The 21281-nt window shown below is 61.5% G+C and carries 22 protein-coding genes; 16 read left to right on the plus strand and 6 right to left on the minus strand.

Features of this window, described 5'->3' with window-relative positions; translation table 11 throughout:
* Nucleotides 1-50: 50 nt before the first annotated feature.
* The 5 genes from NAP1_RS07900 (at nt 51) to NAP1_RS07920 (ending at nt 5926) form a co-directional block, all read left to right on the plus strand.
* A complete protein-coding gene (locus NAP1_RS07900) occupies nt 51-2216 on the plus strand; it encodes a primosomal protein N' (protein WP_007164740.1) in 2166 nt (721 codons plus the stop codon).
* A gap of 70 nt (nt 2217-2286) precedes the next feature.
* Nucleotides 2287-2853, plus strand: a complete 567-nt coding sequence (locus tag NAP1_RS07905; protein ID WP_007164741.1) for a hypothetical protein — start codon at nt 2287-2289, stop codon at nt 2851-2853.
* Between the two features lie 42 nt (nt 2854-2895).
* On the plus strand, nt 2896-4464 hold the full coding sequence (locus tag NAP1_RS07910) for a cryptochrome/photolyase family protein (RefSeq protein WP_007164742.1): 1569 nt from the start codon (nt 2896-2898) through the stop codon (nt 4462-4464).
* A 29-nt stretch (nt 4465-4493) separates the two neighbouring features.
* Nucleotides 4494-5126, plus strand: coding sequence for a glutathione S-transferase family protein (locus tag NAP1_RS07915; RefSeq protein WP_007164743.1), 633 nt, complete (start codon nt 4494-4496; stop codon nt 5124-5126).
* Nucleotides 5127-5140: 14 nt separating this feature from the next.
* A complete protein-coding gene (locus NAP1_RS07920) occupies nt 5141-5926 on the plus strand; it encodes an SDR family NAD(P)-dependent oxidoreductase (protein ID WP_007164744.1) in 786 nt (261 codons plus the stop codon).
* On the opposite strand, the gene NAP1_RS07925 is transcribed toward NAP1_RS07920, so the two are convergent.
* The 3 genes from NAP1_RS07925 to NAP1_RS07935 all read right to left on the minus strand — a co-directional run bounded on the left by NAP1_RS07925 (nt 5923) and on the right by NAP1_RS07935 (nt 8236).
* The gene (locus NAP1_RS07925) at nt 5923-6900 is read right to left on the minus strand and encodes a hypothetical protein (protein ID WP_007164745.1); all 978 of its coding nucleotides are present in this window, start codon (nt 6898-6900) and stop codon (nt 5923-5925) included. The genes NAP1_RS07920 and NAP1_RS07925 overlap by 4 nt on opposite strands.
* Before the next feature lie 89 nt (nt 6901-6989).
* On the minus strand, nt 6990-7787 hold the full coding sequence (locus tag NAP1_RS07930) for a thioesterase family protein (protein WP_007164746.1): 798 nt from the start codon (nt 7785-7787) through the stop codon (nt 6990-6992).
* 68 nt (nt 7788-7855) lie between these two features.
* Nucleotides 7856-8236 carry a nuclear transport factor 2 family protein gene (locus tag NAP1_RS07935; RefSeq protein WP_156777221.1) on the minus strand — a complete coding sequence of 127 codons (381 nt, stop codon included), beginning with the start codon at nt 8234-8236 and terminating at the stop codon, nt 7856-7858.
* A 190-nt stretch (nt 8237-8426) separates the two neighbouring features.
* Here NAP1_RS07935 and NAP1_RS07940 point away from each other — a divergent pair, with 190 nt between their 5' ends.
* Entirely contained in the window at nt 8427-9503 is a 1077-nt protein-coding gene (locus NAP1_RS07940; RefSeq protein WP_007164748.1) for a PAS domain-containing protein, read from the plus strand.
* Between the two features lie 40 nt (nt 9504-9543).
* Here NAP1_RS07940 and NAP1_RS07945 read toward each other — a convergent pair whose 3' ends face one another.
* Together NAP1_RS07945 and ada are read right to left on the minus strand one after the other, a co-directional pair.
* Entirely contained in the window at nt 9544-10287 is a 744-nt protein-coding gene (locus tag NAP1_RS07945; protein ID WP_007164749.1) for an isocitrate lyase/phosphoenolpyruvate mutase family protein, read from the minus strand.
* A 1-nt stretch (nt 10288) separates the two neighbouring features.
* On the minus strand, nt 10289-11341 hold the full coding sequence (gene ada, locus NAP1_RS07950; protein WP_007164750.1) for a bifunctional DNA-binding transcriptional regulator/O6-methylguanine-DNA methyltransferase Ada: 1053 nt from the start codon (nt 11339-11341) through the stop codon (nt 10289-10291).
* Between the two features lie 81 nt (nt 11342-11422).
* Between ada and NAP1_RS07955 the strand changes: the two genes are divergently transcribed.
* The 3 genes from NAP1_RS07955 (at nt 11423) to NAP1_RS07965 (ending at nt 14648) form a co-directional block, all read left to right on the plus strand.
* Nucleotides 11423-13036 carry a trypsin-like peptidase domain-containing protein gene (locus tag NAP1_RS07955; RefSeq protein WP_007164751.1) on the plus strand — a complete coding sequence of 538 codons (1614 nt, stop codon included), beginning with the start codon at nt 11423-11425 and terminating at the stop codon, nt 13034-13036.
* 3 nt (nt 13037-13039) lie between these two features.
* Nucleotides 13040-13594, plus strand: coding sequence for a hypothetical protein (locus tag NAP1_RS07960; protein ID WP_007164752.1), 555 nt, complete (start codon nt 13040-13042; stop codon nt 13592-13594).
* An 82-nt stretch (nt 13595-13676) separates the two neighbouring features.
* Entirely contained in the window at nt 13677-14648 is a 972-nt protein-coding gene (locus NAP1_RS07965) for a hypothetical protein (protein ID WP_007164753.1), read from the plus strand.
* Nucleotides 14649-14657: 9 nt separating this feature from the next.
* Here NAP1_RS07965 and NAP1_RS07970 read toward each other — a convergent pair whose 3' ends face one another.
* The gene (locus NAP1_RS07970; protein ID WP_241761197.1) at nt 14658-15479 is read right to left on the minus strand and encodes a TauD/TfdA family dioxygenase; all 822 of its coding nucleotides are present in this window, start codon (nt 15477-15479) and stop codon (nt 14658-14660) included.
* Nucleotides 15480-15762: 283 nt separating this feature from the next.
* Here NAP1_RS07970 and NAP1_RS07975 point away from each other — a divergent pair, with 283 nt between their 5' ends.
* The 7 genes from NAP1_RS07975 to NAP1_RS08005 are packed head-to-tail and all read left to right on the plus strand — an operon-like array spanning nt 15763 to nt 21128.
* Nucleotides 15763-16317: a F0F1 ATP synthase subunit delta gene (locus NAP1_RS07975; RefSeq protein WP_007164755.1), complete on the plus strand. Its 555-nt coding sequence runs from the start codon at nt 15763-15765 to the stop codon at nt 16315-16317.
* A gap of 12 nt (nt 16318-16329) precedes the next feature.
* Nucleotides 16330-17859: a F0F1 ATP synthase subunit alpha gene (gene atpA, locus NAP1_RS07980; RefSeq protein WP_007164756.1), complete on the plus strand. Its 1530-nt coding sequence runs from the start codon at nt 16330-16332 to the stop codon at nt 17857-17859.
* Between the two features lie 13 nt (nt 17860-17872).
* Nucleotides 17873-18742 carry a F0F1 ATP synthase subunit gamma gene (locus tag NAP1_RS07985; protein WP_007164757.1) on the plus strand — a complete coding sequence of 290 codons (870 nt, stop codon included), beginning with the start codon at nt 17873-17875 and terminating at the stop codon, nt 18740-18742.
* Nucleotides 18739-19173 (plus strand): hypothetical protein, encoded by a 435-nt coding sequence (locus NAP1_RS07990; RefSeq protein WP_007164758.1) that lies wholly within the window; start codon nt 18739-18741, stop codon nt 19171-19173. The genes NAP1_RS07985 and NAP1_RS07990 overlap by 4 nt, the downstream gene beginning before the upstream one ends.
* Nucleotides 19174-19221: 48 nt before the next feature.
* Entirely contained in the window at nt 19222-20679 is a 1458-nt protein-coding gene (atpD, locus tag NAP1_RS07995; protein WP_007164759.1) for a F0F1 ATP synthase subunit beta, read from the plus strand.
* Between the two features lie 5 nt (nt 20680-20684).
* Nucleotides 20685-20867 (plus strand): hypothetical protein, encoded by a 183-nt coding sequence (locus NAP1_RS08000; RefSeq protein WP_007164760.1) that lies wholly within the window; start codon nt 20685-20687, stop codon nt 20865-20867.
* 3 nt (nt 20868-20870) lie between these two features.
* A complete protein-coding gene (locus NAP1_RS08005; RefSeq protein WP_007164761.1) occupies nt 20871-21128 on the plus strand; it encodes an ATP synthase F1 subunit epsilon in 258 nt (85 codons plus the stop codon).
* Nucleotides 21129-21281: the final 153 nt, after the last annotated feature.

Genomic DNA, 21281 nt, shown 5'->3' on the forward strand with positions numbered 1-21281 from the left:
GCGATCCTCGCGTTTTTATTCGTAACCACCCTCCCTATGTTCCGGTTCCGATGAACCGCGTCCGACTCCTTGTTTTGAATGCCGCATTGGGCGCGCTCGACTACAAGCTTGCAGAAGGCATGGAGGTCGAGCCGGGCAGCGTCGTGATCGCACCGCTGGGCCCGCGCACCGTGACGGGAATTGTCTGGGATGAAGGGCGCCTGCCGGGGGCGGAGGTGGACGCATCGAAGCTGCGCGCATTGCGCGAAGTGGTGCCGGTGCCGCCTCTGTCGGAGCCTCTGCGCCGCTTGATCGAATGGACCGCCGACTATTACTGCGCTCCGCTTGCAAGCGTTGCGCGCATGGTGCTGTCCAGCGGGGGTGCATTGGGCGGCCCGACCACCACGACCGAATATCGCCTGTCTGGCGGAACGCCCGAACGCATGACACCGCAGCGCGCTGCAGCAATTGAGGCGCTCGAAGGCGAGCAAGGCACGATCCGCGAGCTTTCAGGCATCGCAGAAGTATCCGAAGGGGTTCTGCGCGGGCTGGTCAATCAGGGAGTGATTGAGCCGGTGACGGTTTCCATCGACCGCCCCTATGACCGCGCCGACGCAGACCACCACCAGCCGGCCTTGTCCGACGACCAGATGCGCGTGGCCAAGCAGTTGGTGAAGGCAGTCGAAGCACGCAAGTTCGAACCCTTCCTGCTCGACGGAGTGACCGGATCAGGCAAAACTGAAACCTATTTCGAGCCGGTCGCCGAAGCGCTGCGCATGGGGCGGCAGGTGCTCGTCCTGCTTCCTGAAATCGCGCTGACCGAGAATTTCCTGACCCGCTTCGAGGACCGCTTTGGAGCGGCGCCCGTCCAATGGCACTCCTCGCTCAAATCGACCGAACGGCGCCGAGCCTGGCGCGCGATCAGCACGGGCGAAGCGCAAGTGATTGTTGGAGCGCGCTCGGCCCTGTTCCTGCCTTATGCCGACCTTGGCCTGATCGTCGTCGACGAAGCGCACGAGATCAGTTTCAAGCAGGATGACGGCGTGCGCTACAACGCCCGCGACGTCTCGGTAATGCGCGCACGGTTCGAGGAAATTCCTGTGGTCTTGGCGAGCGCAACGCCCGCGCTCGAAAGCCTGCATATGGCGAATACGGGCACTTACACAAAGCTTGAGCTACCCAGCCGTTTTGGCGGTGCGCAGCTGCCCGCGATCAAGCTGGTTGACCTCACGATAGAGAAACCCGCGAGCGGTCGCTGGCTCGCTGCGCCGCTGATCGAAGGGCTCGAAGCGCGGCTGGAAGCAGGTGAGCAATCGCTCCTTTTCCTCAACCGCCGGGGATATGCACCGCTCACCTTGTGCCGCAATTGCGGGCACCGGTTCCAGTGCCCCAATTGCAGCGCCTGGCTGGTCGAACATCGGCTCTCCGCGCGCCTCGCCTGCCACCATTGCGGCTTGGAGACGCGTCCGCCGGATGCCTGCCCCGAATGCGGCGAGGCCGATTGCCTCGTGGCCTGCGGTCCCGGCGTCGAGCGGATCGCGGACGAGGTAAGCGAGCTTTTCCCAGAGGCGCGTGTCGCTGTAGCCACGTCAGACACGCTCGGCTCCCCTGCCCGTGCCGCGGAATTCCTCGCACAGGTCGAAGCCAGGGCGATCGACGTGATCGTCGGCACGCAGCTCGTCACCAAGGGCTTCCATTTCCCCGAGCTGACCCTCGTTGGCGTGGTCGATGCCGATCTCGGCCTTGAGGGCGGCGACTTGCGCGCGGCTGAGCGCACCTATCAGCAAGTCGCGCAAGTTGCCGGCCGCGCAGGACGCGGCGCGAAGCCGGGCGAAGTACTGATCCAAACCCGCCATCCCGACGCCGCGGTAATCGCAGCCCTCGCCAACGGCGACCGTGATGCCTTTTACGAGGCCGAAACCGATGCGAGGCGCGATGCCGGTGCGCCGCCCTTCGGTCGCTGGGCCTCGATCATCCTCTCTTCCGAAGACGAGCGCGAAGCGCGCGAGGCAGCCGCCCGGCTCGGCGATTCCCGCCCACATCTCGACGACCTCATGATCCTAGGCCCCGCGCCTGCCCCACTTGCGCTCCTGAGGAACCGATATCGCTACCGCTTCCTAATCAACGCTCGGCGCAGCGCCAACTTGCAAGGCATGCTGCGCGACTGGATCGGCAGGCAGGACTTCGCCCCCGGCATCCGTGTCGGCGTCGACATTGACCCCTACAGCTTCGTCTAGGCACGATTGCCCTTAAGCCTCTGGTTACGCCCACCTGTCATGCTGCGAGTATGACTGATGGGAGCCGCCTGTGAGCAAATTGGTGAAACTGACTGCCGCCGCCATCGTTTTTGCGAGCGCTGGCGCATTTGCGCAGTCGCCTGACCCTGCTCCGGCTGAGTCCGCGCAGGACGCCGAAAAGCCGACCAAGACCTGGTACGTGATGATCGCGATCCAGCAGGCGCTTGGCCCTCGAGGCTGCGATGTCTGGCGCTACAAGGTCAGCACGAAAGCGCCATTCGCCGTTGAAGGCCCCCAGCAGCTGACAGGCTTTCACGCCGACGAGGTGGTTGGTGCCTGGATGGCCCATTTGAGCGAGCGGTCACCCACGGTCTATCGCTGGCTAACCGGTCCAACTGGCCATAATCGACCTGAAATTTACTTCCGCGATACCCCGGAAGCCGCAATCGAAGCCTTTCGCAAGGATGGCCACCTAGAGCATGATCGCAGCTGCAAAGGCTCGGCGCTGGTGAAATCCCCGACGGTCAATTTCACCTTCGCTCCTCCCGAAGGCTTTGTAAGTAGTGACTTCGGATACACACCACCGCCTGCCGATGCGGTGGTGGTGAATGAGCTTGCGAAGATACCCGGAATGTAACTTGAACCGGCAACCTTTCGCGGCCCCGCGCGTAGCTAAGGCATGCCTTCCGAAAATCCTGTTCTCGTACCGGTCCTCGGCGACCAGCTGACCCGCACCCTTGCCTCGCTTCGCGGGCAGACCAAGGACAACACCGTCATCCTTATGATGGAGGTCTGGGACGAGGCGACCTACGTCAAGCACCACAAGCAAAAGATCACGCTGATCTTTTCCGCTATGCGCCACTTCGCCGCCGAGCTTGAGGACGCAGGCTGGAGCGTCGACTACGTCAAACTCACCGACGAAGACAATGCGGGCAGCTTCACCGGCGAGGTCGCGCGCGCGGTCGAGCGGCACGATCCATCGATGATCCGCGTGGTCGAGGCGGGCGAATGGCGCGTGCAGCAGGCTATCGAGGAATGGCCGGACAAGTTCGCCTGCGAGGTTGAAATCCTTCCTGACGACCGCTTCATCGCCACTCACGCCGAGTTCCGCGACTGGGCCGAGGATCGCAAGCACCTCACGATGGAGCATTTCTACCGCGAGATGCGCCGCAAGACCGGCCTGCTGATGACCGATGACGGCAAGCCCAAAGGCGGCGACTGGAACTACGACAAGGACAATCGCGAACCGCCTAAAGACGAGATGGACCCACCGCCCGTCCCAAAGTTCGAGCCCGACGACATCACGCGCGACGTCATGAAACTGGTCGATGACAAGTTCGGCGACCATTTCGGCAGCCTCGAAAAGTTCGAATGGCCCGTCACAAGTGAAGAAGCCGCGAAAGCCGCCGATGCCTTCTTTGCGGAGAGGATCGAGAAATTTGGACCCTTTCAGGACGCGATGGTCCATGGCTCCGATGACATGTACCATTCGATGCTCTCGACCAGCATCAACCTTGGCCTGCTCGATCCCGTCGAACTCTGCAAACGCGCCGAGCAGGCCTACGAAGACGGCAAAGCCCCGATCAATTCGGTCGAGGGCTTCATTCGTCAGATCATTGGCTGGCGCGAATACATTCGCGGGTTTTACTGGCTGCACATGCCGGGCCTCGAAAGCGACAACAAGCTTAACGCACAGCGAGCTCTCCCGGAGTTCTTCTGGACTGGCGAGACCGATATGCGCTGCCTCGCTGACTGCATCCGGTCGACCCACGACAATGCGCACGCGCACCACATCCAGCGCCTGATGGTGCTTGGCAATTTCTGCCTTCTCGCCGGGATCAATCCGCGCGACGTGCAGGACTGGTATCTCGCAGTCTATGCCGATGCGTATGAGTGGGTGGAATTGCCCAATGTGTCGGGCATGATCCTCTACGCCGACGGCGGAAATCTCGCGACCAAGCCTTATGCGGCGAGCGGGAATTACATCAACAAGATGTCCGATTACTGCAAGGAATGCAGCTACTCGGTCAGCAAGAAGACCGGCGATGGCGCGTGCCCCTTCAACCCGCTCTACTGGCACTTCATGGACCGCCACCGCGACCGGTTGGAAAGCAATCACCGGATAGGGCGCATCTATTCGAACTGGGACCGGATGGATGATGCGAAGAAATCCGATTACCTCGAGACCGCACAGAAATTCCTCGACACGCTGACACCTGCCGATAGTAGCTGGGCGAGAAACGAATAACGCCAAGTCTTGAGGGGAATTTTGCGGCCATGCTGACCATCCACCACCTGCGCATTTCGCAGTCCGAACGCATCGTCTGGTTGTGCGAGGAACTAGGGCTCGAATACGACCTCAAGCTCTACAATCGCGATCCAGAAACACGCCTTGCCCCGCCAGAGCTCAAAGCTCTTCACCCCATGGAGATCGCGCCGGTCATCACCGACGGTGATCTCGTGCTGGGCGAGAGCGGCGCGATCATGGATTACATCGTGGGCAAGTATGCTCCCGATACGGATCTAGTCCCCGGCCCCGATCACCCGGACTTTGCCGACCACCTGTACTGGTACCATTTCGCCAACGCGACTTTGATGACCAACGGCATGATGACGATTGCGGTGAATGCCGTCGGCGCTGAAATGCCCCCGCCTTTGATGAAGCGGGTCACGAACGCTTGGGCTCATATCGAGAAGCGCCTGGGTGAAGCTGATTATTTCGGCGGCTCGGCGCTGACCACCGCTGACATCATGCTCGGCTTCTCGCTGACGACGGCGCGCGCTTTCAATGACATGAGTGTCGATCACATGCCTAACCTCAAGGCGTGGCTGCAGCGCATCGGTTCGCGCGATGCCTATCAGCGCGCAATGGCCAAGGCCGAGCCCGGCTTTCCGCCCAAGCTCGATTGATCGGGAGGGCGACGATGGAGCCGTACAAGCCTCTCAGCCGCTCGATCGCAGGTCACAGAGCGCTTATCACCGGCGCTGCCAGCGGCATGGGCCGCGCGACCGCTCACCTGTTTGCCTCAGAAGGCTCGCACGTCGCTGTGACCGATCTCGATCAGTCTAAATGCGATGCGGTGGCGAATGAGATTGCGGAAGCGGGCTATCCCGGCAGCGCATTTCCACTAGCGCTGGACGTGATGGACGGCGATGCGATTGAGGCACGCGTGGCCGAGATCGCCGAACAGTTCGGCGGGCTCGACATCGTCATCAACAATGCAGGCTTTTCTCTTCACGCGATGATCGAGGATGACGAATATCCCGATTACTGGGACAAGAGCATTGCCGGGCTGCTCACCGCCCATCAGCGGATCATCCGCGCCGCCATGCCGCATCTTCGCAAGAGCGAGCACCCGCGCATCGTCAACATCGCCTCGACCGAGGGACTGGGCGCGACACCCACCAATTCGCCTTACGTCGCTGCCAAGCACGGTGTGATCGGCCTTACGCGCGGAATGGCGGTCGATCTGGGCCGCGACGGGATCACGGTCAATGCGATCTGCCCCGGCCCGATCCGTACCGGCATAACCGAGCGCATTCCAGAAGAGCACAAGGAAATCTACGCCAAGCGCCGTGTTCCCCTGCGCCGATATGGTCACCCCGAGGAGGTCGCTCACATCACTTTGTCGCTGGTGCTGCCTTCAGCGAGCTTCATCACCGGGGCGGTCATTCCTGTCGATGGCGGGCTGACGATCAAGAACGGTTAGCGCCTCAGCGCCTCAAGAAAACCGGCGCTGTCATCAAGCCGCAGTCCCACGCCCGAAATGCGCTTCTCGCCGCCTAGAGCGGTCGAGAAGACGACTGGGTTCTCGAATCGCAGGCTCACATTGGGCGCCGACATCAGGGCAAGGTTGAGGACCGATTTGTCCTGCAACTCCTCGCTGGTGAAGGCGGTGGACGCATCGGCGATCTGGTGGATCGGAACCTCGAAATCATACAGCATCCCGCTGCGCACGCGCACGACCTCGCCGGTTACTAGCACTGGATTGATGCGGAAGCTCTTGAGCAGCGCAACGGTCCAGATGATGCCCCAGATGCTCAGGGCGAAAAGAACCCATGCAAGCGTCGGGCTCCAGAGCATCAGCAGCAAGTGAACGACCGAAATCTCGATCACCTGAAGTGCGAGGAAGGTGGCGACCATCGGGGTCAGATAGGTGTGATAAATGAAGGGTCGCGAACCTGCAGGCACATCGGCCGGAGCGCCCCAGCGAAAGAGGCCCAGTACCAAGACGCGCAGTTCTGCTTGTGCGAAACGGAGCAGGGCCGCAGGTAAAACCCGTTCCAGCCCAGCCATGATCGACCCCTTGGCGCGCCATTCCTTCGCGATGCGCAAACTCGACCAGCCTAGGAAGATCGCGAGCGTCATCGCGGCTGCCAGCAGCACTTCGGGAAAGCCGAGATAAACCGCCTGAACGGGGGCCGCGGCTCCAGCAATCACGACTACACTGGCCAACGAAAGAACAGCGAGCATGTGAAACGGATCGGGCTTGCGATCGCGGGCTTTCCAGATCACGACGAGCATCAGCGCATCGGTCACGACCCATGCGAAAAGGATAGCAGCCCACCCTGCATTCGCCTCTGCCCAGGCGGTGTGCGTCAGCGCGCGGGCGCCCCATATTGTAAGCAAGGACAGGAGCGTCGGAAGGACAGCGGCGAGTGGTGCAGGCAAGCGTTGGAGCATGGCGAACCTCCTGTTCGCGCTTGCACTAGTCGCAGTGCAACGCCCTCACAATTCGGTTTCGTGCAACACCTGCCGCACGCGAGGAAGTGTTAGTAGAACGCAAGCTGGTTGGAGATCGCGAGCAGTTTCCGGCTCGCGGACCAGATGCGTGTCGTCGCAGAGAAGCGCCCGGAATAAACCCGGTCGCTGGTCGCTTCGATCAGCAGGAAATCGCTGCCCTGCTCGGCCAGGTCGGCGCGCGTACAGAACACTTGCAGATCGTATGTCACCGTTGCTCCAAAGCGCGGTGTAGGATCAAGAAAAAAGGTCCGCGGCATCGGCGTATCCGATACGGCCAGAAGCGCCTTTTCATCCCAGGGCCGACCCGCAGCGTCGCGCACCCAGAACGCTGAATGCGGGCGCTCCTGCGCCGAAAACGGTTTGCCAAGTGCCACGCGCTGTTCGTAGCGGCTCAGGAACTTCGGACCCGGCGTTTCGGGAAGACGCGGTGCGTCCTCGGGCACCAGAACCTCGGGAAATTCGCAGGCGTAATCGAGCGCCTTATCCTTCATGTCCGAAAACACGTAGTCGGCTGCGAAGATTGGCTCATCAAAGGCGTCGCCCTTCGCCATTTCAGCGCGAAGGAAGCTGGTGCGCCTCCCCTGTCGCAACTGTCTGACATCGACCATCAGACCCTCGTGCGGAAGAGGCTTCAGGAAGTTTGCAGTGACGCTCGCCAGCATCGCCTCCTGCGGGCGCGCTTGCTCGACGGCACTGTATCCGAGCGCGAGCGCCCAACCGCCGAAAGCGGACTGGAAATTCCAATAGGCCTCGCCGCCCTCAGCCTTGAGACGTGTGTCGGAAATGCTGGTGATTTGTGTGGCGAGATCGAGGGGGAAATCGGTCATGCCCGCGCCCGTAGAGGTACTGTTTCGATCACGCAATGAAATAATGAACGCATCGGTTCATTATATTATCAGCCCGCGAGCGCCTTCGCCAAACCAACTGCTCCTGCGCTATCGAGATATTCGCGCAGCTCGGTGATCTGGCCACCCTCGACTGTCCCGACGACGCAAAGCCGCAGGTCGAGGACGCCGCCATCGGGCAATTGCCCTCGAACCGTATGTTCTTCGACGAAGCCGCTGGGTGTCGCCTCGCACATGATCTCCTCATATCGGAAATTCGCGACTTTGGCGTAAACCGCACCCGAGAACGCGAGCAAGGTGTCAGCGTCCATTTGCGGGCCGCCATTTTGGGAGCCCCTGAATTCTGGCGACAGCAAAGCGCGTGCTGCGGCGGTGTCGCCGGATTGAAATGCGTCGAACAGGGCGCGGGCCAAGAAAGTGTTGTCGCTCATCATTGCTCCTCCAAGCGGGCGGCAAAAATATCGAGCGGCATCAGAAGCGCAAGAGTTCAGCCATTCTCAGAGCCCGAACCCGACCAGATTTCAATGTGTTGCTCGAAAGGTCGCTGACCTTCTCGCATTTCGATTCGAGATCAGCTATGTAAATCTATCTTGACGCTTGCAACCGTAAGGATTTCTGGACATGCCCCCTGAGTTTGCAGAGGCCCGCCTTGGCGAAGCAATCGCCAAGCTTCCGTTCTCCATGGTGCTTGCAAGCGCGACGCTTGAAGATCAACCGATCCTCTACATCAATGAGCGATTTACAGCTGTCACCGGATACAGCGCAGAGATGACGGTGGGGCGCAATTGCCGCTTCCTGCAAGGCGATGACACCGACCCCAGGTCGGTCGCGAAAATCCGACAGGCCCTCGAAGACGGCGAAGATATCACGGTAGATCTGGCCAACTACAAGGCCGATGGAACGAAGTTCACAAACCGGCTTCTCATCTCGCCAATCCGAAACGATGTAGGCGACATCGTCTCGTTCCTGGGCATCCAGCGCGACCTGACGGGTCAAGAAGAGGAATTGCCCGACCCTTCGCAAGACGTCTTGCTGTCCGAGCTTCAGCACCGCGTCAAAAACCACCTCGCGATGATCGTCGGCCTGATCCGCATGCATGAAAGCAGCGAGGCCTCAAAGGAAGCGCTCGCAGCATTGTCCAGCCGCGTTCAAAGCCTGGCTCTGCTTTACGAAGAACTGTCCGGCAGCGGGGTCGCGACAATCTCCGACGACGAGATTGCAGCAGGCGCCTATATCAGCCGGGTCGCTGCCGCGCTGGCCGCGATCGATGGGCGCAAGGCAATCCGCATGAATGTCGAGTGCGATCAGGTGAATCTTCCCGTCAACACCGCGACCACACTTGGCTTGCTTGTCACCGAGTTCCTCACGAACAGCCTCGAGCACGCCTTTGTCGGCCGCGATCTTGGCATGATCCGCGTGCGGCTCGAAAACCTTGCAGGCGGGCTCGTTCGGCTGACCGTTGAGGATGACGGCGTCGGCTTGCCCGAGGGACTGAACTGGCCGAAGGATAGCGTGTCTTTGCGTGATCGTCGCAAGGCGATGCGCGAGGAAGGCGAAGGCGACCGGCGAGGCTTGGGCGGTGCGATGGTCAATTCGCTCGTCGATTCCATCGGCGGAAAGCTGTCGGTCGGAGGGACCGATCATGGCACCATCATCGTGCTCGACTTGCCGCCCAGCCCGACCAACGACCCCGAGTAAGGGCTGGCCCGCTCGCGCAAAACCGCTGGCATACGATCAACTAGGCAAACGCTTCTTTCGCAGCCGCCTCGACGCTTGCCATCGCGTCGCGCCATGGGGCGCCGCCATAGCTGATGCGGGCAACACCAAGATTGGCAAGCTCGTGATTGCTCACCATGCCCGGCATGCGCATGACGTTTACCGGAAGCGCGACCTTGTCGCAGACCTGCGCGATCAGGTCGGGGTCGCTCAGTCCGGGAATGAAGAAACTGCCCGCCCCTGCTGAACGATAGGCTGAAGCGCGCTCGATCGCGGCATAGACAAGCTCGACCTGGTTGGGGTCCTTGCCCTCCATCAGCGGGCTCAGGAACACGTCGGTGCGGGCGTTCACGAACAGACCTTCCGCATTGACCGTGGCGATACGCTCAGCCTGTTCGTCGATGGCGCGCAGGCCTCCGGCGCGGATCAGGCGGTCTTCGATGTTGCAGCCGATGACGCCAGCATGCGTGAGCCCGTCGGCGTTGTGCGCCAGTTCGGCAAGATTGGTCGCATAGCCTGCTTCCATGTCGATGGTGATCGGCAGGTCGACCGCGTCAGCGATCTGCTTTGCGGTTTCGGTAAGGCGCGAGAACGGGATGTGCTCGCCGTCGTCATAGCCTTGCGCGCCAGCGAGCGAATGGCTGCCTGTAGCAATCGCCCTCGCCCCTGCCCGCGCGACCGCAACGGCGCTTCCTGCATCCCAGACATTGAAGAGCACCAGCGGATCGCCCGCCCAGTGAAGCGCTGCAAATTCGGTCTTGGTCATCTCAGAACAACTCCTCTTGCTTGGCGCCTTCGCGTTTGAGCAATTCCGCCTTGATGTCCGGCCCATAGGCATAGCCGCCAATCGACCCGTCAGCCTGCACCACGCGGTGGCACGGGATCAGCACCGCGATGTTGTTTGCGCCATTCGCGCTGCCCACGGCGCGGCTGGCTTTGGGATTTCCGAGCATTGCGGCCTGTTCGCCGTAGCTGCGCGTCTCGCCCGCAGGGATCCTGCGCAAGGCCTCCCAGCAGCGCTGCTGGAATGCGGTGCCTTTCACGTCGAGCGGAATGTGCGAGTTGTCACTGCCCGGCTGTTCGACCGCCTTCGTGACCTGCTCGAACAGCTCGCGGAATTGGTCGTTGCCTTCTACGAGTTCTGCTTTGGGAAAGCGGGCGCGCAACTCTTCCTCTCCTTCGCCGAAGCTGAGACAGCACACGCCCTTTTCGGTTGCAGCGACCAGCATGTCACCGAGAGAGGTTTCTATCACGCTCCAGTGGATGCGAACGCCGTCGCCGCCCTTGCTCCAGTCGCTTGCCGTCATGCCCAGCCTGTCCTTCGTATCGTCGTAGAAGCGCGAGGCGCTCGCATAGCCTGCCTCGTAAAGCGCATCGGTAACGCTCGCCCCGCTTTCCAGCGCGCCGCGCACGCGTTCTTCGCGAAGCGCACGTGCGAAAGCGGCGGGAGACAATCCCACGGTTCGCTTGAATAGCCGCTGGAAATGGGTGGGCGAATAGCCGGTGAGGTCCGCCAACTGGTCCAGCGTTTGCGCGCCATCAGCCCGGATCGCGGCAATTGCGGCGAGCACGCAGGCTTCCTCGGCGCTTTGCGTGTTGGGTGAACAGCGTTTGCAGGCGCGAAGGCCCGCTGCCTCGGCATCGGCAGGACGGGCGTAAAAGCGCACATTTTTTCGCAAGGGCGCGCGTGCCGGGCATGAGGGGCGGCAATAAATGCCGGTCGAATGGACGCCTGTCACAAAGGCCCCGTCATAGCGGCGGTCCTTGGCCAGCGCGATTTGCCAACGCTGATCATCGGTCAATGTGTGTTCGTGTGCCATGGCGCCTTTGTCGCAGCACCCCCAACTAAGCGCATCCCGAAGCTTGCGGTCAATGTTCGCGCCTGCATAAGAGTGGGCGTGATGATAGCACTTTTCCGCAAAGCTCTGGCGATTATTGCCCTCGCATTGATTGCCGCGCCCGCCTCCGCCGATCCGGGCGATATCGACGCGGCTGCACGCGGGGTCGTGCGCGTGGTCCTGATCGACCGCAGCGGGGACGAGGTCGTCCCCGTGACGCATGGCAGCGGCTTTGCGGTCTCGCCCACGCAGATCGTCACCAATGCCCACGTTATCCGCGAGGCATTGCTCGACGACACCTTGCGCATCGGCATCGTGCCGAGCGAAGGCGATGCGGCGACTTTTGCAACGCCGATTGCGGTGAGCCCGCGCAACGACCTTGCCCTGCTGGAGATAACCGACGGTTCGCTTCGTCTAGAACCGCTTACGCTGGCAGGCGCGGGATTGGGCGCCAGGGGGGGCGACATGGGAGAGGTCTCGGCGGTCGGCTACCCGATGAATGTCGACCTCGCGCAGGGGCTGGAGATGAGCGACATCTTCCGCGCGCAGCCCCCGGTGAAAAGTCGCGGGTTCCTTTCGGGCGAGCGGCCCAGCCGCCAGTTCGACACGATACTCCACACCGCACCGATCGCGCGCGGCAATTCGGGCGGCCCGCTGCTCGATGGTTGCGGACGCGTGCTGGGCGTGAACAGCTTCGGTGCCGATTCGGACGGGTCGGATGCCGAGTTCTACTTCGCGGTATCGCTGCGCGAGCTAATGCCGTTTCTGCGCGAGAACGAGATTCAGCCGCGCGTCAATTCGCTTCCCTGCCGCTCGATTGACGAGCTCAACGCCGCTGAACGTGCTCGCTTCGAACAACAGCGCGCCGAGGCGCAGGAGCGCATCGCAGCCCGCGAAAGCGCCTTGCGCGAGGCGCGCGATGCGGCGCGGCTGCAGGCACAGATCGAGGTGATGGAGCGCCGCGACAACGCAATGGCTATCGCGATGGTGCTACTTCTGGTGGCGATCGGCGCTGCATACACAGCGGGGCAGCTTCGCACTTCACTGGCCGACAAGCCCGAGCTGAGAAACCGCGCGATGATCGCCGCTGGTGTCGCAGGAGCGGCGCTGATCGCGACGGTGATCGTGTGGGTCACTCGCCCCGGCTATTCCGAGATCGAGGAGCGCACCGCGGCGCTTTTGGGAGAGGACGATCCCGCGCCTACCGATGCGGGCGATCCGGGTGCGAGCATCGCAGGTGACGGTACGCTAATTTGCACGCTCGACACCGACCGCAGCCGCGTCACTGGTGCGCGTACCGACGACGTGGAGTTCGACTGGGCTGCAACCGGCTGCGTCAACGAGCGCACTCAGTACGGACTGATGAACGGCGACTGGACTCGCGTGCTTGTGCCGGGCGACGAAGCAGCGGTCTCGATCAGCACCTACAATCCCGACACCCGCACCTTCCGCACCGACCGTTATCTGCTCGGACGCCAGGAGATGGATGCCGCGCGCGAGGCTCGCAGCGCCTACGACCCGCCCGCCTGCGGTGTCACCGATGCGGCCCGGACAGTAGCGGAGCAGCAAAGCGCCCTCATCGCGCAGCTGCCCGACCGCCCGAACGAGCGGCTGGTCTATTCTTGCGAGACGAAGCGCGCCGATGGTGGATCGGGCGCCCTCGCGGCGGAGCAATAGAAGGTGGAACAAGCGCTCGTCCTCGCTTCGATCGTGCTCGGTGTCGCGATTGCGTTCGAGCTTGAGCATTTGAACAACGTGCTGCGCTCGAAGGCAGTCAAATGGCACTGGGCGCAGCCGATTTTCGCGCTTTTCGTGCTGCTGACGATCATCGCCTATTGGTGGGGCGCGGCGAAGAACAGCGAGGGAGCGATCACGCTCGGCGAGTTTCTGCCGATCATGTTCCAGCTGGTGATGCTGGCGCTGCTCGCGGCGGTGTCGTTTCCCGGCCAGATCGATGATGATGGCGTGGATCTTGCGCAGTATTATCAGGATAACCGCCGGTATCAGTGGATTTTGATGTCACTGTTCTTCTGGTCGGTAAACGCGCGCTGGTTCTGGACCCTATGGCAGAGAGGCCCGTCCCTGCCGGATTTCCTCGCGGCTATCTCGGGCGATGTCATCGCGGGATTTGTCATATTCGCGATGATCTTCGCGAGCCGATGGTGGCAGGTCGCGCTTGGCTTCGCGATCCTCTCGCTCGCACCGGTCATCTGGGTGGGCCGCTCGTTAGGGTAGACTACCGCTGTGCCGGGCAGCCTATTTTGCGCGGCGCTCCAATGCGTTATGCTGATACGCCCGAAACGAGCGGAGTTCGCAGATGCGCTTGCCTTTTTCTACCTCCCTCAGCACCGCCGCGCTGGCGATCGCAGCCGCCTCGCCCGTGGCGCTTCAGGCGCAAGACAGCTCCGAAACCGTAAGCATCCGCACTGCGGAGCCCGAGATCGAGGTCACGGCAGAGCGTCCCTTGCGAGAAGACGAAGTCAGGCAGGGCGTCAAAGACATCGCTCACAGCCGCCGTCCCAAAGAGGCAATCCCGCGCTTCATTGACCCTCTGTGCCTGACCGTGGTCGGGCTGGGCGCCGAATTGAGCGAGCGCGTGGCGCAGCGGGTCCGCACGAATGCGCAGGATGCGGGGCTGGAACTGGGAGAGCCTGATTGCACCGCCAACGCCGTTATCATGGTTGTCGATCGCCCCGGCGTCCTCGTCGACCGCTTGCGCCGCGAGCGCCCGCAAATCTTCAACGCCGCTGCCGTCCGCGATATTCGCACCGAGATCAATCGCGGCCTGCCGTTCGTTGCGTGGAATATCGAGGGCGTCCAGTCGCGCCTGGCTCGCTCAGCGAACGAACAAAACTCCGGAGCGATTGCCGGGTCTGGTTTCCTTTTCGACGATGCGGGCGCCAATGTTGCGCAGGAAAGGGAATATGGCGCTTCGCGGTTCAGAGCATCGCTCCCGCGCACCCGGAGCAGCAGCTTCATCGTGTTCGATGTGCGGCAATTGGAAAACGTGCACCTCAATCAACTCGCCGACTTCGCCACGTTACAATTGCTCGGATCACCGCGCAGGAATTACGACGCGAACAATCTGGCTGCGGCGTCGATCCTGACTCTGTTTGATGGCGATGTGCTCACCGGACCTCAGTCGCTCACGCAGCTCGACAAGGCCTATCTGCGCGGCCTTTACACGATGCCGCCAGGCACGTGGGGAAGCCGCCTCGAGACGTACTCGAAGCGGGCCTACGAGGAGATCGCCGGGGCCGAGGCGGCTCGCGAACAAGCCGCCCCGTAGCAGGACGGCTCAGGCAGCCAGCGCCTCACCCGACAGCGTGATGCGGTGCATCTCGCGGTAGTGGCCCTGATAATCGTTCATTGCATTGTGCCACGTCGTGCGATTGTCCCAGATCGCGATCGTACCGGGCTTCCACTGTAGGCGGCACTGGTTGTCGTCCGTCAGCGCAGCATCATACAGGCGCTGCAACAGCGGCATGCTTTCCTCGCGCGTGCGACCGACAAAGTTGATCGTGAAGGCGCGGTTTACATAGAGCAGCTTTCGCCCGGTATGCGGGTGGCGGATCACGACCGGGTGGACTGCTCCGGTCTTGAGATCATGCCCGCGAAGGCTCCGACCCATGTCGGTCTGCGCATACAGCCCATCGGCCTTGTAGATGTGGTCGGCGGTGTGAAACGCTTCAAGGCCTTCGATCTCGTCCTTGAGGTCCTGCGATAACGCATCATAGGCCGCTCCCATGTGCGCCCACATCGTGTCGCCGCCCTTAGGGGGTAGTTCGCGCGCGACCAGCACCGATCCCATCGCCGGAATCTGGTCATACGAATGGTCGGTGTGCCAATCGCCGCCGATATTGGTCTGCTGATCGGGGTCCTTTTTGACCACCGCGATCTCGGCATAGTCTTCGGTCAGCGGGAAATAGTTGTTCACATCGATCCCGCCCCAGCGCTTGCCGAAGGTGATATGGTCTTGCTTCGAGAATTCCTGATCGCGGAACACAGCAACACCGTGCTCGTAAATCGCATTCTTGATGTCCTGCATTTCCGCGTCGCTGCACGAAGCCAGCGAGACACCGGAAACCTCGACACCGCATTTGGGTGCCATCGGGGTCATTTGCATAAGTTCCTCTCCCACTTTTGCTGGCTGAGTACCACGGCCTTGCCAGCTTTGCACGCGCTTTACTTACCGGTCGGTAAGCAAAATGTCCAGCGTTTTGGCGTTGCAGGCAGCGGCGCGGTTAAGGCGTGGACAGGTCATCCAATCTGACCACCCGGCTTGCGGAATCAGAATCGAATTGCTAGGCGCGCGCCAGCTTCGGCGCAGAGGCCCCTTGCCCCCTGCAGATTCCCCGAGAGCGTCAGTTGTTTTCTTCACTCCTCAAAGAGGATCTAAACGCGTGGATAATTCCGCCGGTATTCAGGCTAGCCTTGCAGGCCGTTATGCCTCGGCCCTGTTCGATCTGGCTTCCGAAAACGGAACCGTCACTTCGGTCGAATCCGATCTCGAAACGCTCGGCGCTGCGCTGAGTGAGTCGGACGATCTGGCCGCTGCGACCACCAACCCGGAACTCTCGCGCGCACAACAAGGTGCCGCAGTTTCCGCAGTGGCCAAGCACCTCGAGCTGAGCGAGCTCACCACGAATTTTCTCGGCGTGCTCGCGGGCAATCGCCGTCTGTCGAAGCTGCCCGAAATGATTGCCGCATTCAAAACCATCGCCGCGGCACAGCGCGGTGAGGTGTCGGCCAATGTCACCAGCGCGCACAAGCTGACCGATGCTCAGCTTGCAACGCTGAAGGACAAGCTCACGGCCCGCGTTGGCCGCACTGTCATGCTTACAGCCGACGAAGATCCTGACCTTCTGGGCGGGCTCGTCGTCACCATTGGATCGCAGCGCATTGATGCCTCGATCCGCACTCGCCTTAATTCTCTCGCCCAGGCCATGAAGGCTTAAAGGACTACGAACATGGAAATCCGCGCCGCAGAAATCTCGAAGGTCATCAAGGACCAGATCGCCAATTTCGGCACCGAAGCACAGGTCAGCGAAGTCGGCACCGTGCTTAGCGTTGGTGACGGCATCGCCCGCATCCACGGCCTCGACAAGGTCCAAGCCGGTGAAATGGTCGAATTCGCCAATGGCGTTCAGGGCATGGCCCTCAACCTCGAAGCTGACAATGTCGGCGTCGTGATCTTCGGCTCGGACGCCGAGATCAAGGAAGGCGACACCGTCAAGCGTACCGAGACCATCGTGGACGTCCCCGTGGGCAAGGCTCTGCTGGGCCGCGTGGTCGACGCGCTGGGCAACCCGATCGACGGCAAGGGCCCGATTGAAACGACCGAGCGTAGCCGCGTCGAAGTTAAGGCGCCGGGCATCATCCCGCGCGAATCGGTTTCGGAGCCGGTGCAGTCGGGCCTCAAGGCCATCGACGCCCTCGTCCCCGTTGGCCGTGGTCAGCGCGAACTTATCATTGGCGACCGTCAGACTGGTAAAACCGCTGTCGCAATCGATACCTTCATCAACCAGAAGGGCGTCAACGCATCGGATGACGAAGGCAAGAAGCTCTACTGCGTCTATGTCGCCGTGGGTCAGAAGCGTTCGACCGTCGCGCAGATCGTGAAGCAGCTCGAAGAAAACGGCGCGATGGAATATTCCATCGTCGTTGCGGCTACCGCTTCGGAGCCTGCACCGCTTCAGTACCTCGCGCCCTACACCGGCTGCGCGATGGGTGAATTCTTCCGCGACAACGGCATGCACGCCGTGATCGTGTACGATGACCTTTCCAAGCAGGCCGTTGCCTATCGTCAGATGTCGCTCCTGCTGCGTCGTCCTCCGGGCCGCGAAGCCTATCCGGGTGACGTTTTCTATCTGCACAGCCGCCTGCTTGAGCGCGCTGCAAAGATGAACAAGGCAGAAGGCGGCGGCTCGCTCACCGCGCTTCCGATCATTGAAACGCAGGCAGGCGACGTGTCGGCCTACATTCCGACCAACGTGATTTCGATCACCGACGGCCAGATCTTCCTCGAAACCGACCTGTTCTACCAGGGTATCCGTCCCGCGATTAACGTGGGTCTGTCGGTTAGCCGTGTGGGCGGTGCCGCTCAGACCAAGGCGATGAAGAAGGTTTCGGGCTCGATGAAGCTCGACCTTGCCCAGTACCGTGAAATGGCTGCATTCGCGCAGTTCGGTTCGGACCTCGACGCTGCTACGCAGAAGCTTTTGAACCGCGGCGCTCGTCTGACCGAGCTTCTGAAGCAGAAGCAGTTCAACCCGATGCCGTTCGAAGAGCAGACCGTATCGATCTTTGCCGGCACCAACGGCTTTATCGATTCGATCGCTGTCGACCGCGTCAACGAATACGAAGAGCAAATGCTCGCCTTCTTCCGCAGCGAGCACGCCGACGTCCTCGAAACGATCCGCACCACCGGAAAGTTCGAAGACGACACCAAGGCTGCTGTGGTTGCGGGCCTCGAAGCCTTCGCCAAGCAGTTCGCATAAGGAGCAAGGGTAAGTGCCCTCACTCAAGGAACTCAAAGGTCGGATCAACTCGGTCAAGTCGACCCAGAAGATCACCAAGGCCAAGCAGATGGTCGCCGCGGCCAAGCTGCGCCGTGCGCAGGCCGCTGCCGAAGCCGCACGCCCGTATCAGGAACGCCTGGCAGCTGTCATGGCGAGCCTTGCGGGCAAGGTTTCGGGCGACAGCGCGCCCAAGCTTCTCGCAGGCACCGGCTCGGACCAGCGCAACCTTTTGGTTGTGGTGAACACCGACAAGGGCCTGTGCGGCGGTCTCAACTCCAACCTCGTCAAGGCTGCCAAGGCCAAGGCGCAGGCGCTTCTTGCTGAAGGCAAGTCGGTCGAGTTCTACCTCGTCGGCAAGAAGGGCCGCGCGCCGCTCAAGCGCGAATATCCCGAGCGCATCGGCAACCACTTCGACACCTCGAATGTGAAGACGCCGGGCTTTGAAGAGGCCGATGCCATCGCTGCCGAGCTCATCCAGATGTTCGAAGACGGCAGGTATGACGTTGCACACCTGATCTACCCGACCTTCCAGTCGGCACTGGTTCAGAACCCGACCGTCAACCAGCTGATCCCCGTCCCCTCACCTGACACGGCCGAGGAAACCGACGCCGTGGTCGAATACGAGCCGGGCGAAGAGGAAATCCTCGAAGAGCTGCTTCCGCGTTACGTGAAGACGCAGCTGTTCGGCTCGCTGCTTGAGCGTGAGGCATCGGAGCAAGGCGCTTCGATGACCGCGATGGACAACGCCACGCGCAACGCAGGCGACCTCATCAACAAGCTGACGATCCAGTACAACCGCAGCCGTCAGGCCGCGATTACCACCGAGCTGATCGAAATCATCGCAGGAGCCGAAGCACTATGAAGACCCTCAAGACTTTTGTAGCCTGCACTGTCATCCTCGGTCTTGCTGCCTGCGCAGCTCCTGCTGAGGAAGAAGGCGCCGGCGATGACGTCGATGTGGCGACCGTCAGCACCGCCAACGATGACACGGTTGGCGATGCGGGCGATCCGCCCAGCATGGAAACCGTCAGCATGGCGCTCGGCGAGGCCTGCACCGGCTTTGGCACCGAGGTTCGCTCGGCAACCTGCGTTGCGACCGACCTTGCACAGAGCTTCACCTGCGATTTCGCGCTGGCGAGCGACCCGGAAGGCGTGACCCGCGAACTTACACTCACCCAGTCCGATGACGCATGGGCCGTCGAACAGGAGCCGCAATTCTGCTCCTCGCTCGAACGCGCCGACGCGATGGCCGATCAACCGGCAAGCGCGAACGTCCCTACCCAGCCCGAATAACGCTCACGATTTAACGGCCCCAAAGGCCGAACATCACAGGAAACGAAAATGGCAACCGCACCAGTCCTCAACCAGACCACCAACGGCACGATCAGCCAGGTCATCGGCGCTGTCGTCGACGTGCAGTTCCCCGGTGAACTGCCCGCAATTCTGACCGCGCTCGAAACCAAAAACGACGGCAAGACGCTCGTCCTCGAAGTCGCGCAGCACCTTGGCGAAAACACCGTCCGCACCATCGCGATGGATGCGACCGAAGGCCTTGTTCGTGGTCAGGAAGTCATCAACACCGGCGCGCAGATCAGCGTTCCGGTTGGCCCCAAGACGCTCGGCCGCATCATGAACGTCGTCGGCGAAGCCATCGACGAGCGTGGCCCGGTTGGCGCTGACATGACCAGCCCGATCCACGCAGAGGCTCCTGCCTTTGTCGACCAGTCGACCGAAGCCGACATTCTCGTCACCGGCATCAAGGTGATCGACCTTCTCGCTCCTTACGCGAAGGGCGGCAAGATCGGCCTGTTTGGCGGCGCTGGCGTTGGCAAGACCGTTCTCATTCAGGAACTCATCAACAACATCGCAAAGGGCCACGGCGGCGTGTCCGTGTTCGCAGGCGTTGGTGAGCGCACCCGTGAAGGTAACGACCTCTACCACGAATTCCTCGACGCTGGCGTTATCGCCAAGGACGAAGACGGCAACGCTATCTCGGAAGGCTCCAAGGTTGCGCTCGTCTTCGGTCAGATGAACGAGCCTCCGGGCGCACGTGCACGCGTTGCTCTGTCGGGTCTGACCATGGCCGAATATTTCCGCGACCAAGAAGGCCAGGACGTCCTGTTCTTCGTCGACAACATCTTCCGCTTTACGCAGGCGGGTTCGGAAGTGTCCGCGCTTCTCGGCCGTATTCCTTCGGCAGTGGGCTATCAGCCGACCCTGTCGACCGACATGGGTAACCTGCAGGAACGCATCACCTCGACCACCAAGGGCTCGATCACCTCGGTGCAGGCCATCTACGTTCCTGCAGATGACTTGACCGACCCGGCGCCTGCAACCTCGTTTGCTCACCTTGACGCAACGACCACTCTGTCGCGCGCCATCTCGGAGCTCGGCATCTACCCGGCGGTGGACCCGCTGGACTCGACCAGCCGCGTTCTCGAGCCGCGCGTTGTCGGTCAGGAACACTACGAAACCGCTCGCCGCGTTCAGGAAACGCTGCAGAAGTACAAGAGCCTTCAGGACATCATCGCCATTCTCGGCATGGACGAGCTTTCGGAAGAAGATAAGCTCACCGTTGCCCGTGCGCGCAAGATCCAGAAGTTCCTTTCGCAGCCGTTCCACGTGGCTGAGGTCTTCACCAACATCCCGGGCCTGTTCGTGCAGCTCGAAGATACGATCAAGTCGTTCAAGGCTGTGGTCGATGGTGAATACGACCACCTTCCCGAAGCGGCCTTCTACATGGTTGGCGGCATCGACATGGTTGTCGAAAAGGCAGCCAAGCTCGCCGAGGAAAGCTAAGGGATATGTCGGAAACGCTCGACCTGGCAAACTGCGTCAATGCGGTTTGCCCATGGTCGGGCGATCCGGTCTCAGGTGACAGCCTGACCCTTTATCGCGGCAAGGTCGTCGGATTTTGCAATCCGGGCTGCCGCGACAAATTTGAGAAGGCCACATCTTCATTCGATGCGGCGATTGACGGAAACTGATCGATGGCACTCCACTTCGAACTCGTAACCCCTGCAAAGCTGGTCCGCAGCGAGGACGTCCACATGGTCGTCGTCCCCGGCACCGAAGGCGAATTCGGCGTTCTCGAAGGCCACGCGCCTTTCATGAGCACGATCCGCGACGGCGCTGTGCAGGTCTACAAGACCGAAGGCGCTGCGCCCGAAACCATCGAAGTGCGCGGCGGCTTTGCTGAAGTCGGCGACACTGGCCTGACTGTTCTCGCCGAGCATGTCGGCGAGTAACGGGGCCTGACTGTGCTCGCGGAGCACGTCGAAGGGTAAGTAAATCTTTACCAAGAATTGCGATGTGATTGGGGCGGCCTGCGGGTCGCCCTTTTCTTTTGGGATTTCAGGCGGGAACGGGATCAAATGTCCCAGCACCGGTGAGGGAGCCAG

This window comes from Erythrobacter sp. NAP1, assembly GCF_000152865.1.
Lineage (GTDB): Bacteria > Pseudomonadota > Alphaproteobacteria > Sphingomonadales > Sphingomonadaceae > Erythrobacter.

Bases quoted from the DNA above. Each gene is read 5' to 3' on its own strand.
- NAP1_RS07925 (WP_007164745.1), bottom strand. From the start codon at position 6,900: ATGCTCCAACGCTTGCCTGCACCACTCGCCGCTGTCCTTCCGACGCTC.
- NAP1_RS07945 (WP_007164749.1), bottom strand. From the start codon at position 10,287: ATGACCAAGACCGAATTTGCAGCGCTTCACTGGGCGGGCGATCCGCTG.
- atpD (WP_007164759.1), top strand. From the start codon at position 19,222: ATGGCAACCGCACCAGTCCTCAACCAGACCACCAACGGCACGATCAGC.
- NAP1_RS08000 (WP_007164760.1), top strand. From the start codon at position 20,685: ATGTCGGAAACGCTCGACCTGGCAAACTGCGTCAATGCGGTTTGCCCA.
- NAP1_RS07920 (WP_007164744.1), top strand. From the start codon at position 5,141: ATGGAGCCGTACAAGCCTCTCAGCCGCTCGATCGCAGGTCACAGAGCG.
- atpA (WP_007164756.1), top strand. From the start codon at position 16,330: ATGGAAATCCGCGCCGCAGAAATCTCGAAGGTCATCAAGGACCAGATC.
- ada (WP_007164750.1), bottom strand. From the start codon at position 11,341: ATGGCACACGAACACACATTGACCGATGATCAGCGTTGGCAAATCGCG.
- NAP1_RS07970 (WP_241761197.1), bottom strand. From the start codon at position 15,479: ATGACCCCGATGGCACCCAAATGCGGTGTCGAGGTTTCCGGTGTCTCG.
- NAP1_RS07965 (WP_007164753.1), top strand. From the start codon at position 13,677: ATGCGCTTGCCTTTTTCTACCTCCCTCAGCACCGCCGCGCTGGCGATC.
- NAP1_RS07955 (WP_007164751.1), top strand. From the start codon at position 11,423: ATGATAGCACTTTTCCGCAAAGCTCTGGCGATTATTGCCCTCGCATTG.
- NAP1_RS07900 (WP_007164740.1), top strand. From the start codon at position 51: ATGAACCGCGTCCGACTCCTTGTTTTGAATGCCGCATTGGGCGCGCTC.
- NAP1_RS07940 (WP_007164748.1), top strand. From the start codon at position 8,427: ATGCCCCCTGAGTTTGCAGAGGCCCGCCTTGGCGAAGCAATCGCCAAG.
- NAP1_RS07930 (WP_007164746.1), bottom strand. From the start codon at position 7,787: ATGACCGATTTCCCCCTCGATCTCGCCACACAAATCACCAGCATTTCC.
- NAP1_RS07915 (WP_007164743.1), top strand. From the start codon at position 4,494: ATGCTGACCATCCACCACCTGCGCATTTCGCAGTCCGAACGCATCGTC.
- NAP1_RS08005 (WP_007164761.1), top strand. From the start codon at position 20,871: ATGGCACTCCACTTCGAACTCGTAACCCCTGCAAAGCTGGTCCGCAGC.
- NAP1_RS07935 (WP_156777221.1), bottom strand. From the start codon at position 8,236: ATGAGCGACAACACTTTCTTGGCCCGCGCCCTGTTCGACGCATTTCAA.
- NAP1_RS07910 (WP_007164742.1), top strand. From the start codon at position 2,896: ATGCCTTCCGAAAATCCTGTTCTCGTACCGGTCCTCGGCGACCAGCTG.
- NAP1_RS07990 (WP_007164758.1), top strand. From the start codon at position 18,739: ATGAAGACCCTCAAGACTTTTGTAGCCTGCACTGTCATCCTCGGTCTT.